This is a genomic window from Chitinilyticum aquatile DSM 21506, assembly GCF_000430805.1.
Lineage (GTDB): Bacteria > Pseudomonadota > Gammaproteobacteria > Burkholderiales > Chitinibacteraceae > Chitinilyticum > Chitinilyticum aquatile.
In genome coordinates this window covers 410,075-426,081 of sequence record NZ_AUMS01000001.1, presented here as the reverse complement: position 1 = coordinate 426,081, position 16,007 = coordinate 410,075, and the positions used below count along the sequence as shown (strand labels likewise).

General features: G+C 61.3%; 12 protein-coding genes. 6 read left to right on the top strand and 6 right to left on the bottom strand.

Annotated features, from left to right (window positions below; genetic code table 11):
* Positions 1–55 precede the first annotated feature (55 nt).
* The 4 genes from H559_RS0102065 (at position 56) to H559_RS0102050 (ending at position 7,074) form a co-directional block, all read left to right on the top strand.
* A complete protein-coding gene (locus H559_RS0102065) occupies positions 56–3,961 on the top strand; it encodes a YhdP family protein (protein WP_028451323.1) in 3,906 nt (1,301 codons plus the stop codon).
* A 13-nt stretch (positions 3,962–3,974) separates the two neighbouring features.
* Complete coding sequence (locus H559_RS0102060) at positions 3,975–4,784, top strand: carbon-nitrogen hydrolase family protein (RefSeq protein ID WP_028451322.1); 810 nt, start codon at positions 3,975–3,977, stop codon at positions 4,782–4,784.
* A gap of 66 nt (positions 4,785–4,850) precedes the next feature.
* Positions 4,851–6,287 (top strand): metalloprotease TldD, encoded by a 1,437-nt coding sequence (gene tldD / locus H559_RS0102055; RefSeq protein ID WP_028451321.1) that lies wholly within the window; start codon positions 4,851–4,853, stop codon positions 6,285–6,287.
* A 109-nt stretch (positions 6,288–6,396) separates the two neighbouring features.
* The gene (locus H559_RS0102050; protein WP_155845253.1) at positions 6,397–7,074 is read left to right on the top strand and encodes a Bax inhibitor-1/YccA family protein; all 678 of its coding nucleotides are present in this window, start codon (positions 6,397–6,399) and stop codon (positions 7,072–7,074) included.
* Between the two features lie 128 nt (positions 7,075–7,202).
* Here H559_RS0102050 and recR read toward each other — a convergent pair whose 3' ends face one another.
* Positions 7,203–7,805 carry a recombination mediator RecR gene (recR, locus tag H559_RS0102045; protein WP_028451319.1) on the bottom strand — a complete coding sequence of 201 codons (603 nt, stop codon included), beginning with the start codon at positions 7,803–7,805 and terminating at the stop codon, positions 7,203–7,205.
* A 67-nt stretch (positions 7,806–7,872) separates the two neighbouring features.
* Complete coding sequence (gene apbC, locus H559_RS0102040) at positions 7,873–8,964, bottom strand: iron-sulfur cluster carrier protein ApbC (protein ID WP_028451318.1); 1,092 nt, start codon at positions 8,962–8,964, stop codon at positions 7,873–7,875.
* Positions 8,965–9,389: 425 nt separating this feature from the next.
* On the opposite strand from apbC, the gene H559_RS0102035 reads away from it, so the two are divergent.
* Complete coding sequence (locus H559_RS0102035; RefSeq protein WP_028451317.1) at positions 9,390–11,747, top strand: serine/threonine protein kinase; 2,358 nt, start codon at positions 9,390–9,392, stop codon at positions 11,745–11,747.
* A 99-nt stretch (positions 11,748–11,846) separates the two neighbouring features.
* Complete coding sequence (locus tag H559_RS0102030; protein ID WP_028451316.1) at positions 11,847–12,386, top strand: phasin family protein; 540 nt, start codon at positions 11,847–11,849, stop codon at positions 12,384–12,386.
* 125 nt (positions 12,387–12,511) lie between these two features.
* On the opposite strand, the gene serB is transcribed toward H559_RS0102030, so the two are convergent.
* The 4 genes from serB to H559_RS0102010 all read right to left on the bottom strand — a co-directional run bounded on the left by serB (position 12,512) and on the right by H559_RS0102010 (position 15,882).
* A complete protein-coding gene (serB, locus tag H559_RS0102025) occupies positions 12,512–13,351 on the bottom strand; it encodes a phosphoserine phosphatase SerB (RefSeq protein ID WP_028451315.1) in 840 nt (279 codons plus the stop codon).
* A 138-nt stretch (positions 13,352–13,489) separates the two neighbouring features.
* Positions 13,490–14,518, bottom strand: coding sequence for an FUSC family protein (locus H559_RS0102020; protein ID WP_162143283.1), 1,029 nt, complete (start codon positions 14,516–14,518; stop codon positions 13,490–13,492).
* Positions 14,519–14,588: 70 nt separating this feature from the next.
* Entirely contained in the window at positions 14,589–15,113 is a 525-nt protein-coding gene (locus H559_RS0102015; protein ID WP_028451313.1) for an HAD family hydrolase, read from the bottom strand.
* 70 nt (positions 15,114–15,183) lie between these two features.
* Complete coding sequence (locus H559_RS0102010; RefSeq protein ID WP_028451312.1) at positions 15,184–15,882, bottom strand: UPF0149 family protein; 699 nt, start codon at positions 15,880–15,882, stop codon at positions 15,184–15,186.
* Positions 15,883–16,007: the final 125 nt, after the last annotated feature.

The window sequence follows — 16,007 nt, the reverse complement described above, 5'->3', positions numbered from 1 at the left end:
CATAACCCTAACACAGGCACCGCCAGTCTGGCGTTCCCGTGCCTGCGGATGCGCGATGCAATTTCTGACCCGGCTGCGTGCGGCGCTGCCATCCTTCCCAGTGTTCTGCCAGCGCATTCCGGCCGCGATGCTGCGCGGCGCCTGGCGCCTGCTGCTGGGTTTTTTCATGCTGCTGCTGCTGCTGGCTCTGGCGTGGCAGTTCCTGCTTGTTCCGCGGGTCAACGAATACCGCGGCTGGGTGGCCGGGAAAATCGGCGCGCAGACCGGGATGGTTGTGCAGATCGATGCCCTGAGTGCCGGCTGGGATGGCGCACGTCCCGAGCTGACCTTCAGCGGCGTGCATATCCGAGGGCGCAAGGGCGAGCAATTGCTCGATCTGCAAAGCCTGTCCGGCAGTCTGTCCTGGTGGAAGCTGCTGCTGGGGGATGTGCGCTTCAGCATCATCGAACTGGATCGCCCTGTACTTACCCTGCTGCGCAATCCGCAAGGGCGCTGGTTTGTCGGTGGTAGCGGGTTCAGCGGGGGCGAGCAAAGCAGTGATGGCAATACGCTCCTGCGCTGGCTGCTGGACCAGGGTGGGCTGCGGATTCATTCCGGCACACTGCTGGTCGTCGATCAGCAGCGCAGCCAAGGCAGGACGCTGCGGCTCGAGCAGGTTGACTTCGATACGTCGCAGCTGTTCGGCTTTCGCTCGGTGGCGCTGGGTATGAATCTGCCCGCCGGGATGGGCGGAAGGATGACACTCGGCGGCAAGCTGCACGGGCGCGATCCTGATCAGCTGGCCGATTGGTCCGGATCCCTGGATCTGCATATTCCGGATACAGATCTGGCCCGACTGGGCGACTGGCTATCGCTGTTCCGCAGCCAGGAACGCCTGCGGGGCGGGCATGGCGAGCTGAATCTCGCCATCAGTTTTGACGGAGAGCAGCTCGAGCAGCTCGACGGCCGGCTGCTCATGCGCGATCTGCAGCTCAGGCTGGGGGAGGAAAGCCTGGTGTTGCCCTCGGTGGATGCCGGGCTGAGCTGGCAGGCTACCCGTTCCGGCGAAGAAATCCGCCTCGATGGCCGCCGCATCGTGACACCCAGCGGCGACGTATGTCAGCCCTGCCGACTGGATTTCAGCCGCAAGGGCGAGCAATCGTCACTGTCCGGCGAAGGCGTCCAGCTGAGCGGCCTGAATGCCTTGCTGCCTTTCCTGCCGGCAGATTGGCGCGCGCGCACAGAAGGGCTGACCCTCAATGGCCAGCTGGCCCGATTTTCGCTGGACTGGCAGGGCAAGCTGATTGATGTGCGCCGCTATGATGGTGAAGTGCAGTTCGCCGGCCTTGCCCTGGCCTGGCCGGGTGTGCTGCCGCAGCTTGGCGGAGCGACGGGGGGCGGTCTGGATGGCGAGCTGAGCTTTACGCAGGACAAGGGTGAATTCCTGCTGCGTGGCGACAAGGTGACGCTCGACTATCCGGCGCAATTCATCGAGCCGCTGCATTTCAGCGAGGTGAAACTCGAAACCCGCTGGCAACGCCAGTCACAGGGCTGGAAAGTGCAATTCCCGGAAGTGCGCCTCGCCAGCGCGGACATGCAGCTGGCGGTACAGGGGCAGTATGAGTGGCCCGGCAAGGGGCTGGGACGGGTGATGCTGGATGGCGATATCGTGCGGATGGACGCGAATCGTGTGTATGCCTACCTGCCGCGCGAAATCGGCGATGACACGCTGGCGTGGCTGAAGCATTCCCTGCGCGCCGGGCGAGCCGAGGCGGGCAAGATACGCTGGCACGGAGAGGTGGCCGATTTCCCCTATCCGGATGCCGGCAAGGGGGCTCCAGCCGGGGGTGTCTTTGATATCACTGCACGGGCTCGCGCCGTCACGCTGGCATTTGCCGATGATTGGCCTGCCATCGAGCAGATCAACGGGCAACTGCACTTCAGCGGCCTGAACATGAAAATCGATGCACCGGAGGCGCGGGTATTCGGTGTCAGGTTGCTTGACGTCAGAACCGAAATTCCCGATCTGGGCCAGAACCAGCACGTCCTGATTGAAGGTCGCGCGCGAGGGCCGATCAATGATTACCTGCGTTTTCTGGCCGGCAGCCCGCTGGTCAAGCAGGCCGCCGGCATTCCGGCCTCGCTGAAGGCCGATGGCAATGGCGAGCTGGCGCTGAAACTGGACATTCCGCTGGATGATGTCGATGCCACGCAGCTTAGCGGACGCTATTCCTTCAGGGCCGACCGGCTGGATTTCGGTGAAGACGTACCACTGCTGCAGCAGGCTCATGGCCAGCTGCTGTTTGACCAGGATCGCTTTCGCATCGAAGAAGCCAGCGCGCAGGCGCTTGGCGGACCGGTGCACCTGACCGCTGGCAGTGATGGCAAGGGCGGAATGAATTTCACCCTGAAGGGCGAAGCGCAAAGCGAACAACTGCTCAAACACTATGCATTGCCCTTGCCAATGAGCGGGCCGTTCGCGTATCAGGGCAATCTGAATTTCCGGCCGGGCCAGTTCGATTTGCAGTTGCAGTCGGCACTCAAGGGGGTTGCGGTGGAGCTGCCGCGCCCGATGCGCAAGGCGGCGGGAACGGAGTTGCCGCTGCGCATCAGGCTGAGTGGCAGTGAAAAGGGGCGTCAGCTGGCATTATCCTATGGTCAGCTGCTGCAGCTTGACTGGCTGAAAAACAAAGGTATGCCGGTACAGACAATGATTTCATTGGGGTCTGTGGCAATACCCTCAAGCAAGCCCGGGCTTGTCATTCAGGGGGGCTGGCCTGAGCTTGCCGTGCAGGAATGGTATGGCTGGCTGCAGACCCAGTCTGCGCAGCAAGGCAAGGGCGAGTTGCCCGTCCCCGCACTTTCTGCCGCCGATGTGACCTTTGGCAGTATTGCCGGCTGGGGGCGTCAGCTGCAGGATGTCAGGCTGAATTACGCCGATCTGGGCACTGGCTGGATGCTGAAGATGAGCAGTCGCCAGCTTGCAGGGCAGCTCATTTCCGGCGGACAGGGGCGGCCACTACAGGCAAGGCTCGACCGCCTGCAGCTGCCATGGCCGGAGCTGACCGGTGTCAGTGCGGGAAATGCCGACATGGCGGCCAGCCCGCTGACCAGGCATTGGTCGGCATTCGATGTGGAAATCAGACAGCTTGCCTACAAGAGCGCCCAGCTGGGGGTACTCTCGATCAATGCGAAGGCCATCCCGAACGGCTGGCAGGTCGATTCCCTGTCCATCGTGAATCCGGATGGCACTTTGCGCCTGTCCGGGCAATGGCTGCTGGCAGATGCACAACCGCGCGGCAATGTCCGCTTCACACTGGAAAGCAGTGATACCGGCAAACTGCTGGGGCGGCTTGGCTACCCGCAGAGTCTTTACCGGGCACCGGGCAGCTTCAATGGCGAGCTGGGCTGGACGGGGAGTGATGCCGTTCCCGATTTCACTACGCTGCAGGGCAAGCTGCACCTTGACCTCGGCTCCGGGCGCTTTGCCAGAGTCGAGGCGGGCAATGCGGCGCGGCTGCTGTCGGTGCTGAGCCTGCAGTCGCTGGCGAGAAGGGTGCGGCTCGATTTCAACGATGTGGTTGCCGAGGGCATGGAGTTTGATCGCATCCGCGGTGATGCCCAGATTGATCGCGGCATGCTGCGTACCGGCAATCTGCTGATCGACAGTCCAGCCGCCGACATCAAGTTCAGTGGCGAAGCCAATCTGGTCGCGGCCAGCCAGAATATGCGCGTCAGGATTGTCCCCAAAATTGGCGATACGGTGGCGCTGGCGGCAACAGCGGTCAACCCGATTGCCGGCATTGCCACACTGGCGCTGGGCAAGGCATTCAACGATCCCTTCGGGCAGATGATCGCCATGGAGTATGCGATCACCGGCAGCATGGCAGATCCGCAGATCAACCGTATCGACCGCCTCGACACGCTGCGCGGAATGATGCCCGGGGCAAGTGCCACTTCCGTGGCTCCGGGTCGCAATTGAGCAGGAAAGCACCATGACCGTATTCAGTACATTGCAGGCCGCAGTCGTGCAGATGGTGTCGACTCCCGATGTCGTGGGCAATCTGGCCGTAGCTGCGCGGCTGCTGCAGCAAGGCGCGGCCGCTGGCGCCAGTCTGCTGGTGCTGCCCGAATATTTCGCCATCATGGGCGCTCGCGATACCGACAAGCTGGCCCATGCCGAGCCCTTCGGGCGTGGCCCCTTGCAGGATTTTCTGGCCGGGCAGGCGAAATCGCTGGGTATCTGGCTGGTCGGTGGCACGATTCCGCTGACGAGCGGGCAACCAGGCAAGGTGTTCAACAGTACACTGGTATTCACCCCCGCAGGCGACGTCGTGGCGCGCTACGACAAGCTGCATCTGTTCGATTTTGACAGCGGCAGCGAGTGCTTTCGCGAGTCGGATACCATCCAGCCCGGCAGCGAGCCGGTGCTGTTCGACAGCCCGTTTGGCCGCATCGGTCTGGCTATCTGCTACGACCTCCGTTTTCCCGAGCTTTTCCGGCGCGACCGGGCCGATCTCTGGATCATTCCAGCCGCGTTTACCGCCACGACCGGGCGTGCGCACTGGGAAGTGCTGCTGCGTGCGCGTGCCATCGAAAACCAGTGTTTCGTACTCGCCAGCGGGCAGGGTGGCCAGCACCCGACCGGGCGCGAAACCTTCGGCCACAGCATGCTGATCGATCCCTGGGGGCAGGTGCTCGCCTGCCTGCCGCAGGGCGAAGGGGTGGTGATGGCAGAGCTGAAAGCCAGCCAGCTCGAGCGTACGCGGCGCATCCTCCCGGCGCTCGCGCACCGGCGCCTGTGATTTCTATGGTTTAATGCGGCGGTAACCGAATTGACACGTCGCACAGGCGACCTGAATGGATAGCTGATGACTCACCTTGATCTTGCCCGCAATGCCTTGCTGACCCCGTTCGCGCTTGACGACGAGCGCCTGGATGCCGTTTTTGCCGCCATCCTGCAGCACGATGTCGATTATGCCGACCTCTACTTCCAGTATTCGCGCAGCGAGGCCTGGAGTCTGGACGAAGGCATTGTGAAATCGGGCAGTTTCAACATTGATCAGGGCGTAGGCGTTCGCGCCGTTTCGGGCGAGAAAACCGCGTTTGCCTATTCGGATGACATCGGCCTGCCGGCACTCATGCAGGCCGCCGAAGCGACCCGCGCGATTGGCCGCCAGGGGGGCGAGGGCAAGGTGGGCTTGCTTCGTGGTGTTGCAGGCCATGCGCTGTACGGGATTGATGACCCGATTGCCAGCCTTGATTCGGCCGCCAAGGTGGCGCTGCTGGAACGGCTGGAGCAGATGACCCGCAGCCTTGACTCCCGCGTGGTGCAGGTGATGGCGAGTCTCGCCGGCGAGCACGAACTGATCTACATTGCACGCCACGACGGCGTGCGCGCCGCTGACGTCCGCCCGCTGGTGCGCGTATCGCTGCGTGTGATTCTGGAGGAAAACGGCCGGCGCGAGCAGGGCAGTAGCGGTGGCGGCGGGCGTTTCGACTTCGCCTGGTTTACCGATGATGTCCTGCTGGATTACGCGAAAAAAGCCATTGACCAGGCCGCACTCAATCTGCAGGCACGGCCGGCACCGGCGGGTGAAATGACCGTCGTGCTGGGTTCGGGCTGGCCGGGTATCCTGCTGCACGAAGCCATCGGCCACGGGCTGGAAGGCGATTTCAACCGCAAGGGCAGTTCGGCCTTTTCCGGGCGCATCGGCGAACGCGTTGCTGCCAGGGGAATCACCGTCGTCGACGATGGCACGATTGCCGACCGGCGCGGTTCGCTCAATATCGACGATGAAGGCAACCCGACCCAGCGTACCGTGCTGATCGAAGACGGTATCCTCAAGGGCTATCTGCAGGACAATCTGAACGCCCGCCTGATGAATGCCAGTGTCACCGGCAATGGCCGGCGCGAATCCTACGCGCACCTGCCAATGCCGCGCATGACCAATACGCTGATGGAAGCCGGCAGCGTCGATCCGCAGGAAATCATTGCCTCGGTCGAGCGCGGGCTGTATGCCGCCAATTTCGGCGGTGGCCAGGTCGACATCACCAGCGGGAAATTTGTGTTTGATGCGGCCGAAGCCTGGTGGGTGGAAGGTGGCAAGCTGCAGTATCCGGTCAAGGGTGCGACCTTGATCGGCAACGGCCCGGACGTGCTCACGCGCGTTTCGATGATTGGCAACGACATGGCGCTTGATCCCGGCGTGGGCACCTGTGGCAAGGAAGGCCAGAGCGTGCCGGTAGGCGTCGGCCAGCCGACGCTGCGCGTGGATGGCGGGCTGACCGTGGGTGGTACTGCCTGACACACTTATTCAGAATGATTTGTTGCCAGTCTTGCAACTTTTCCGGTTTGCCCGCATCTTAAGCGTGAAGCGGGCAAACTGATCCGCTATTCCTCAAGGAGAAATGACCATGCAATTCAATCCGGCATCCTATGGCAGCCCTTCGCTGGCCGTGGAGCGCAATCGCGTACTGCGCAATACCTATGCGCTGCTGGCGCTCACCATGATTCCGACCGCCATCGGTGCGCTGGCCGGTATCCAGATGCAGTTCCAGATGTCCGGCCTGATGGGCTTTCTGGTTTTCATGGCCGTGAGCTTCGGTGCGTTCTGGGCCATCAACAAGAACAAGAACAGCGCCATGGGCGTCGTTCTGCTGCTGGCCTACACCGGCTTCATGGGTCTGTGGCTCTCGCAAATTCTGCAATTCGCGCTGCGCTTCAGCAATGGTGCGCAACTTATCGCGACAGCGGCAGTTGGCACCTCGGCGATCTTCTTCACGCTGGCGACCATTGCCACGGTGACCAAAAAGGATTTCAGCTTCCTCGGCAAATTCCTGTTCATCGGTCTGGTGATCGGCCTGCTGGCGATGGTTGCCAACATGTTCTTCGCGATTCCGGCGCTCTCGCTGGCGATTTCCGCCGCCTTTGTGCTGATTTTCTCGCTCTACATCCTGTATGACGTGAGCAATATCGTGAATGGTGGTGAAACCAACTACATCACTGCAACGCTGAACCTGTATCTGGACGTGTACAACCTCTTCATCAGCCTGCTCAACATCCTGATGGCCTTTACCGGCAATCGCGATTAAGCATCTTGCTACCCAAACAAAAACCCGCCGCTGGCGGGTTTTTGTTTGCTTGCCGACCAACATACATTGGGTTCTATAGCTCTACAGTCATTGCATTCATTTGGCTGCGGGCCTATACCTCGATGAAATCAGGCCGTGTTATCGCGCCGTTCGATCAGCGCCTGTGCCAGCGTTGCCGGATCGGCGTGCTCCAGTTCGCCACCCACGGGCAGGCCGCGGGCAATGCGGCTCACACGCAGGCCGCGCGCACGCAGCAGCTCGGCGAGGTAGTAGGCCGTCGCCTCGCCTTCGGTCGTGAAATTGGTGGCGAGAATGACTTCCTCGACTTCACCATCCAGCGCACGCGCGAGCAGGGGCTTGAGGGCGATGTCGTTGACGCCGATGCCGTCCAGCGGGCTGAGGCGCCCCATCAGCACGAAATAGCGTCCTTCAAATGCGCGCGTGGCTTCGATCGACCACAGATCGGTCGGCATTTCCACCACGCACAGCTGGCTGTGGTTACGCTGTTCGTCCAGGCAGATGTCGCACAGCTCGGTTTCCGCAAAGGTGTTGCACAGCCGGCAATGCTGCAATTTGCCCTGTGCGTCGATGATGGCCTGTGCGAGCTGGACTGCACCGGCCGGGTCGCGCTGCACGAGGTGGAAAGCCATGCGCTGCGCCGATTTGGGGCCGACGCCGGGCAGCACTTTCAACGCATTGATCAGGGATTGCAGGGAAGGTGGTGTGGACATCTTGTCGGGTATCCGCCTGCAGCCATCTGGATTAAATGGCTGCAGGGCTATCGGTTGATGGGTATGGTCAGGCGTCTTTCTTGATGACGATTTTCGGGAAACGGCTGGAGAAGTCCTGTGCTTTTTCCGCGATACGGATCGCAATCTTGCGCGCGATTTCCTTGTAGATGGTTGCCGCCTTGCCGTCCGGCTCGGCGATCACCGAGGGATGGCCGCCATCGGCGTTCAGGCGGATGGACAGCTCCAGTGGTAACTGGCCGAGCAGTTCTGTGCCGTAGTCCGCGCACATCGCCGCGCCACCGCCCTCGCCGAAAATCGGCTCGGCGTGGCCGCAGTTCGAACAGACGTGCATGCTCATGTTTTCCACGATGCCCAGAATCGGCACGCCGACCTTTTCGAACATTTTCAGCCCCTTGCGGGCATCGAGCAGCGCGATGTCTTGCGGCGTGGTGACGATGACGGCACCGGTGACTGGTACTTTCTGGCTGAGCGTCAGCTGGATGTCTCCAGTGCCAGGTGGCAGGTCGATGACCAGATAATCGATGTTGTCCCACTGCGTGTCGTTGAGCAGCTGCATCAGCGCCTGGGTGACCATCGGGCCGCGCCACACCATTGGCTGCTCCGGGTCGATCAGAAAGCCGATCGACATGATCTGGATACCATGGTTTTCGATCGGCCGCAGATGCTGGCCGTCAGCGGATTCGGGATGCGCACCGGCAACGCCCAGCATGGTCGGCTGCGAGGGGCCGTAGATGTCGGCGTCCAGCAGGCCGACACGCGCGCCTTCCGCGGCCAGCGCCAGCGCCAGATTGGCGGCCGTGGTCGATTTGCCGACGCCGCCCTTGCCGGAGGCTACAGCGATGATGTTCTTCACGCCGGAGAGCAGTGGCACGCCGCGCTGTACCGCGTGCGCAACGATCTGGCTGCTGACGCGTACCTCGACACGGCCCACGCCTTCGACCTGCAGCAGGCGGCTGCGGATCTGTGCGGCCAGCTGATCGGCCTGGCTGGCGGCAGGATAGGGCAGGACGAGATCCAGACTGGCCAGATCGCCGCTGAGTTGCAGATTGCGGATGCATTTGCTGGCGGCGAAGCTGCGCTGCGTATTCGGGTCAATCAGCTCAGCCAGTGCGGTCTGAAGGGTATCGATAGTGGCCATGGGCGTGCTCCGGTACTGCGGGTCGTAAGTGGGCGGACAATATGCCAGAGATGGGGGTGGGCATGGCATGCTTCAATAGCGGCGATCACCAGAATTTCTGCGGCATGCGGCCAGGTTCTGTTGACGTTTTGTTTGCGTTCCCGCTGGATCGATTTTTGCGCCGAATCAAGGCATTGCGAGCGCCGCATAACGGGCTATGTTAGCGAAGCAACAACGCGGAGTCGGCGCAAAAAGCGCCCAGCCATGGAGGGTTTGGCTGTTTTTGGCCTGACCCTGCGTTGCAAAGCCCTCACATGGAATGACCATGCACCGGGCTTCGCGCCTGGTTTCAGGCCAAAAACAGCACAAACGGGCATCGTAAACAAAACGTCAACAGAACCTAGGCGCTCGGCTATCATTCCGGCACGATGAAAGGTTTCAATACTATGCAAAAAGAACTGTCCGGTGGCCGCTTCAGGATTATCCGCAAACTGGGCCAGGGTGCACAGGGGCTGGTGTATCTGGCCGAGGATCAGCGCCTTGGCCGCCAGGTTGCTATCAAGATGCTGCACAGCCAGGGCCAGCAGGCGCTGGACGAGGCGCGGGTGGTCAGCAATCTGCAGCACCCCAATATTGTCGCGCTGCACGATGCGTTTGCCGAGGCCGGGCATCCCTGTCTGGTGTTCGAGTATGTCGAAGGCCAGACATTGGCGGGCCTGCTGCGCGAGCGCGGCCATTTGCCTGCGACGGAAGCCGTGCGGCTCCTGCTGCCGGTGCTTGATGGCTTGGCGCAGGCGCATGGACAGGGCCTGGTACACCGTGACATCAAGCCGCAGAACATCATCATCGATGCAAGACAGCAGCCCCGCCTGATGGATTTTGGCGTGGCTACGCCGCGCAAGACCGGCACCAGCAATCTGACGGGCACGGTGGGCTATATGGCGCCCGAAATCCTGCAGAATCTGCCGGTCGATGCCCAGGCCGACGTGTTCGCTGCCGGCATGACGCTCTATCAGATGCTGACTGGCAAGCTGGCGGCGGAAGGCGATTCGGCCTTTGCCGTCCTGCAGCGCACGCTCAGCGCCGATTTCGTACCGCCATCCCGCTTGCAAGGCAGCATCGACGACCGCATGGACCAGATCGTGATGACGGCGCTGTGCAAGAATCCGGACGAGCGCTATGCCGATGCGGCCGCATTCCGGCTGGCCCTGCAGAGCTGGCTTGAGCGCCCGGACGAGCCGAAGCAGGATGAGGATGCGGCTGCCCGTCACAGTACACTCGATTTTCTGCTGCGGCGCATGCGCCATACGTCCGATTTTCCGGCTCTGTCGCAGACGATCAGCGCGATCAACCGCATTGACGAAGCGGATACCGAGCGCCTGCAGAATCTGTCTGAAGTCATCCTGAAAGATTTCTCGCTGACCAACAAGCTGCTGCGGATTGTCAACTCGGCCAGTTACGGCCAGTTCGGCGGCACGATCAGCACGATTTCGCGTGCGATTGTCATCCTTGGTTACGACAACATCCGCAATCTGGCGATTTCACTGCTGCTCTTCGAACACATGCATAACCGCAGCCATGCAATCAAGCTGCGTGATGCGGTGCTCAGCGCCTTTTTCGGTGGCCTGCTGGCCCGGATGCTGGGCCTGAAAACCGGCTGGCGTGATACCGAAGGCGTGATGATCTGCGGCATGTTCCAGCATCTGGGCAAATTGCTCACGCTCTACTATTTCCCCGAAGAGAGCATGGAAATCGAGCGCCTGGCACAGCTCGAGAGCATCAGCAACGAGCTTGCCGCGGCAAAAGTGCTGGGCATTTCGTATGGCGAGCTGGGCCTCGGGGTGGCGCAGAGCTGGAATTTTCCCGAGCGCATGATCGCCAGCCTGCGCCCGCTGCCCGAAGGCACGCTGCGCGAGCCGCAGAGCACGCCCGAACGCCTGCGCATGTTTGCCAATCTGTCCGCCGAGCTGCTGCCCTGCATTGAAGCCAGCGACAAGGCATTGCCGGCCATGATGGCGGCGCTGGTCAAGCGCTTTGCTCCCGCAGTCGGCTTGCATGCCAATGATTACGACAAGGTGCTCCAGGAAACGGCCAAGCAGTATCTGTCCTACCTGACCATTCTGGGGGTTGATGTCACTGGCAGTGCCTATGCCAAACGGCTGGCGCAACTGGCGGGGCAGCCGCTGACCTCAGTCGCTGCCGGGGTGGGCGCACCGGAAGATACGCTCACCGGACACATTCTTACCGCGGCCACGCCGGCTGGCAGCGCGAATACGCCGCAACAGGTGACCAGCATGCTGGCCGCCGGTGTTCAGGACATCACCAATACGCTGGTGGGTGACTACCGCCTCAATGATCTGCTGCGCATGATCCTGGAAACCATGTACCGCAGCGTGGGTTTCGAGCGGGTGCTGTTCTGTACCCGCGATGCGCGCAGCAACCGCATGATGGCCCGCTTCGGTTTCGGCGATGACATCCAGCGCATCATTCCGGTGTTTGCGTTTGATCTTGCCGGCCTGCAGGATGTGTTCCAGCTGGCGGTAGGAAAGAATGCCGATGTGCTGATCGAGGACATTGATGCGGACAGTATCCGGGAGCGTATTCCAGCCTGGTTCCGCTCGGCGATGCCTGCGCATACCTTCATCATCTTTCCGCTGGTGATCGACAAGAAACCGATCGGGATGTTCTACGGCGACCGCAGCGAGGCACATACCCTGCAGATTCCGCATGACCAGCTTAACCTGCTGAAAACAATGCGGAATCAGGCGGTGCTTGCGGTCAGGCAGAAGCAGAGTGGCGGCTAGCTGTCTCGTTTTGTGCGGTGCAACAAAAAAGTGTTGACATCTCCTGTTTGCAGGATACAATGGGTTCTGATGATGCACTGCACAAAAGGAGAATACATCATGTACAACGCACAGCAATTCGCCGAGTTCAACCAAGCCAACATCGAAAAGACCCTGCGCCTGACCAACATCGCACTGGCCGGTGCCGAAAACCTGCTGCAACTGCAGTTTTCGCTGGCTCGCGACCTGATCGCTGAAAACGTGGAAACTGCCAAGGCTGTTGCCAACGCCCGTTCCGCACAGGATCTGGCCGAACTGCAGAAGACCCTGAGCCAGCCGGCTGTTGGCAAGTCCCTGAATCTGGCCCGCACCGTTTTCGACGCTGCCAGCAACACCCAGCAGGAAATCAACAAGCTGGTTGAAGAGCAGGTCCTGGAATTCAACAAGAACCTGCTGGCTTCGCTGGATCAGGCCGTCGCTCAAGCCCCGGCTTCCGGCGCTGCCGTATCCGTGCTGAAAAACGTGGTTGAAACCGCCAACACCGCCTACGACGCCCTGAACAAGACTGCTCAGCGCATCAGCAGCAACATCGCCGATGCGACGGTTGCTGCGGTTGAAACCGGTGCCAAGGCTGCAGCCAGCGCCCGCAAGAGCGCCTGAGCTTTCCGCCAGTAACAAAAAAGGAGCCGCAAGGCTCCTTTTTTGTTTTGCACCTTCTGCATAAGCATCCATGTATATGCCAAAAACCCTTGATCGTGAAGGGCTGTAGTCATATACCCTGATGTTTACAGGAAGTAGTTCAGTACGCCTTCCAGACCGACGCGGTTGATCGCATACGGCGCTTCGGCGACCACCTTCGGCTTGGCATGGCAGGCGACGCCAAAGCCGGCCTCATGCAGCATGGGCAGGTCATTGGCGCCATCGCCCAGCGCAATCACCTGCTCGCGGCGCAGGCCGAGCTCTTCGCGCATGCGGATCAGTTCGGCTTTCTTGCGTTCGGCATCAACGATATCGCCATCGACGCGGCCGGTCAGTTTGCCGTTTTCGATTTCGAGCACATTGGCAATCGTGCGGTCGAGCGACAGGCGTTCGCGCAGGCGGTCGGTGAAAAAGGTGAAACCGCCCGAAATCAGCAGGGTCTTCGCGCCTGCCTGCCGGAAGCCGGCCAGCATGGTTTCGGCGCCCGCCATCAGTTGCAGGCGCTCGTCATAGACGCGCTGCAGTGCGCTGGCTTCGAGTCCTGCCAGCAGCGCCACGCGGCGGGTAAGGCTGGCGCGAAAATCCAGTTCGCCACGCATCGCCGCGGCGGTGATTTCGGCAACCTGTGGCTTGATGCCGACCATGTCGGCAATTTCATCGATGCACTCGATGGTGATCAGCGTCGAATCCATGTCCATGACGACGAGGCCGATGTCGCGCAGCGCGATGTCTTCCGGAATAAAGGCGTAATCAAGCTGGTTCGATTCGCAGAAATCGGCCACGGCCTCCATATTGGCAATCTGCGCGCCCGGCAGCTTGAAGGCCTGCGGGCTGATGGCCTGAATTTCCTGGGCATCCGACAGGCGGGCCAGCTGTTTGAGATCCGGGGTGGCAATGTCCGGTGCCTGAATGACAAGACGGTGCATGGTGATCGTGATCTGGAGGAACGGAAGTGCGCGATTCTAGCAAACCCGTCCGGTTCTGTTGTGACAATTGCCGCGCCAGGCTGCGCGCTCCGGCAAGATGGCGGGCCTGCGTAAAACCAAGGCAAAGCTCAACAGAGCCTAGGCCGGTTTGCGCCGGTGTACCAGTGTCAGCAGCAGCCAGCCGGCAAGCCCGGCGCTGATCGAGCCCAGCAGCGTATCAAGTACCCGGAATTCCAGCATCCTGATCGCACCGTGACCATGCAGACCCAGAATGCCCAGCAGCATCATCAGTACGAAGGTATTGCAGAGCGAGAACCAGGCCATGCCGCAGGAAAAGGCCAGCGGCAGCAGCAGGCATGCGACGAATGCCAGCCAGGTGTAGGGCATGGGATCATGGAAAAGCTTGAAGGCCAGCAGCGCGATCAGTGAGGCAACACTGACCCCGCAGAAGCGCTGCCAGAGCAGCAGTAGCGTGCGCTCGTGGTCGGGGCGCAAAACCAGCAGGGTGGCGATGCCGACAAGCGCGGGGTTCAGCAGATGCAGTGTGGTGGCAATACCCATGCTGGCGGTGACGGCCAGAGCCAGCGTGATGCCGAATGCAGGGCCGGCAAACCGCCCTTCAAGGCCGACGCGCAGATCATGCCGCCAGAAGGGCGCCGCAGGCAGCGGCGTCGGATTGTGGCGACGCGGTGCGAACAGGATGCTGACGGCCATGGTCCAGCATGCGCCGTAGAGTACCGGGGGAAGGCTGTCCAGCGGAAACAGCACGGGTGCCTTGCCAAGCAGGTAGCCGATGCCGATATAGCGCAGCAGCATTTCCAGGGCCATACCACCATTGAAGGCGTAGCCAAGAACGACAAAGCCGACGAGACCAAGCCACCAGACGGCGGCATTCTGCTGGCTGGCAAGCAGGCCAATGGCAAAGCCGAGGCAGAGTGCAGCAATGCCCAGAGCCATGTTTTCCAGTCGGTGCAGGCGTTTTTCTCCCATGTCCAGCAACAGCGTATAGAAGACGCCCAGCCCGAACATCGCGGCCTGCTGCAACTGGCCATTCAGCGCAAGAATGAGCAATGGCAGCGAGAACGCGAGCAGGTTCAGCATTACGCGCTGGCGTTGCCAGGGGTGTCTGCTGGGTTTCAGTGCCGGTAGCAGCGATGGAAAAGCCATGAATGGGCGAGCAGGGGAAGTGGTGACCCTGTCATGGTTGGCCATTTCCAGTGCTTTGTCATGGTAAAACTCACTGCGCCGGAGTACTCAGGGTGAACTGCAGCTCTGCCAGTGCCTGCGGCAGCTCTGCCAGTGCATGGATCGTCGTGTAGCCCGGGCCGGTGACACTGCGCGAATCCTGCGGGTTGAACCAGACGGCCGACAACCCCTTGCCGGCCGGAACCCGCACGTCGCTCATCAGCTGATCGCCCACCATTACCAGTTGCTGCACGGGCAGAGCCAGCTTCTTTGCCACCTTGTGCCAGTACTGCGGATTGCGTTTTTCCGCACCAACATTGCGCCAGCAGAAGATGGCGCCGATGTAATCCGCCAGCCCGACCCGCGCCAGTGCCGCGCGGATTTCGGCTTCGGTCGAGACCCGCGCGCTGCTGGCAATACCACAGGGAATGCCGGCGGCGTGCAGTTGCGCAAGCAACTCACCTGCACCGGTGATGGCTCGGACGTCCGGCCAGCCGACCATCGGATCGGTGCGGCTGGCATCATCCGCCATCAGGGTGTCACCCCAGTCAAAAAGGAGATATCCGGGTTTGGGCATGACGCGGGTATGTGGCTACAAGTAGCTATTCGAAAAGGCTATGGCCTGATGCGGTGGCAGGTATATGCGATCAGACGCCGTGGCACTTCTTGTATTTCTTGCCGCTGCCGCACGGGCAGGGGTCGTTGCGGCCGACCTTGGCTTCCTCGTTGCGCACGGTTTCCACCTTGCCGATTTTGGCTTCGAGCCAGTAGTGCATGATGTCTTCAACGATCCAGGGCAGCTCGGTGAGGCGTTCTTCGCGTCCCTTGATGCTCAGCGTGTCGCTTTCGTTTTCCGGATGGTGGCCGAGTTCCAGTGCCAGAATCTTGGCGCAGGTTTCAAAGAAGGCATCGCTTTCGTCCAGCGCCGCCTGCCAGGCTTCTTCGCGCAGCAGCATCCCGGCGCGGAAACCCGATGCCCAATAGGCACCCAGCGATTCCTGCCATTTCTCGTCAACGCCTTCGTCTTCCAGAATCAGCGGGAAATACAGCGGCTGTTCGCCGACACGCTCGCGGGCGCGCAGCGAAAAGGCAGTGCTGACGGTGCCGGCATGGCGGCGGATCAGCCCGAGGATGGTGTCGGCTTCCGCTGCATCGTCGAATTCCGGTACGGCACCAGCAAACACCTGCGGCAGCCATTCTTCTTCAGTCACCTCTTCGGGGCCGATGGCCAGCGCGACCAGCAGGCCATCGAGCATCTCCAGATCCATCGTTTCTTCCGGTGTCTTGCCGGACATCAGGAAGTTGTCGAGCTGCTCGAGTTCGGTTTCGTTGAGTGCTTTATTCATGGCAGGGCTCGCGTGGGCATTGAAACCGGAGATTATACCGCTCGCGTCAAGAGCCCGGCGCCGGATACGGCCGGACGCGGGAAGGGAAAAGCGCAAGAATTACCAAAACGCGCCGGTCTGGCTGT

Bases quoted from the DNA above. Each gene is read 5' to 3' on its own strand.
- H559_RS0102065 (WP_028451323.1), top strand. From the start codon at position 56: ATGCAATTTCTGACCCGGCTGCGTGCGGCGCTGCCATCCTTCCCAGTG.
- H559_RS0102060 (WP_028451322.1), top strand. From the start codon at position 3,975: ATGACCGTATTCAGTACATTGCAGGCCGCAGTCGTGCAGATGGTGTCG.
- tldD (WP_028451321.1), top strand. From the start codon at position 4,851: ATGACTCACCTTGATCTTGCCCGCAATGCCTTGCTGACCCCGTTCGCG.
- H559_RS0102050 (WP_155845253.1), top strand. From the start codon at position 6,397: ATGCAATTCAATCCGGCATCCTATGGCAGCCCTTCGCTGGCCGTGGAG.
- recR (WP_028451319.1), bottom strand. From the start codon at position 7,805: ATGTCCACACCACCTTCCCTGCAATCCCTGATCAATGCGTTGAAAGTG.
- apbC (WP_028451318.1), bottom strand. From the start codon at position 8,964: ATGGCCACTATCGATACCCTTCAGACCGCACTGGCTGAGCTGATTGAC.
- H559_RS0102035 (WP_028451317.1), top strand. From the start codon at position 9,390: ATGCAAAAAGAACTGTCCGGTGGCCGCTTCAGGATTATCCGCAAACTG.
- H559_RS0102030 (WP_028451316.1), top strand. From the start codon at position 11,847: ATGTACAACGCACAGCAATTCGCCGAGTTCAACCAAGCCAACATCGAA.
- serB (WP_028451315.1), bottom strand. From the start codon at position 13,351: ATGCACCGTCTTGTCATTCAGGCACCGGACATTGCCACCCCGGATCTC.
- H559_RS0102020 (WP_162143283.1), bottom strand. From the start codon at position 14,518: ATGGCTTTTCCATCGCTGCTACCGGCACTGAAACCCAGCAGACACCCC.
- H559_RS0102015 (WP_028451313.1), bottom strand. From the start codon at position 15,113: ATGCCCAAACCCGGATATCTCCTTTTTGACTGGGGTGACACCCTGATG.
- H559_RS0102010 (WP_028451312.1), bottom strand. From the start codon at position 15,882: ATGAATAAAGCACTCAACGAAACCGAACTCGAGCAGCTCGACAACTTC.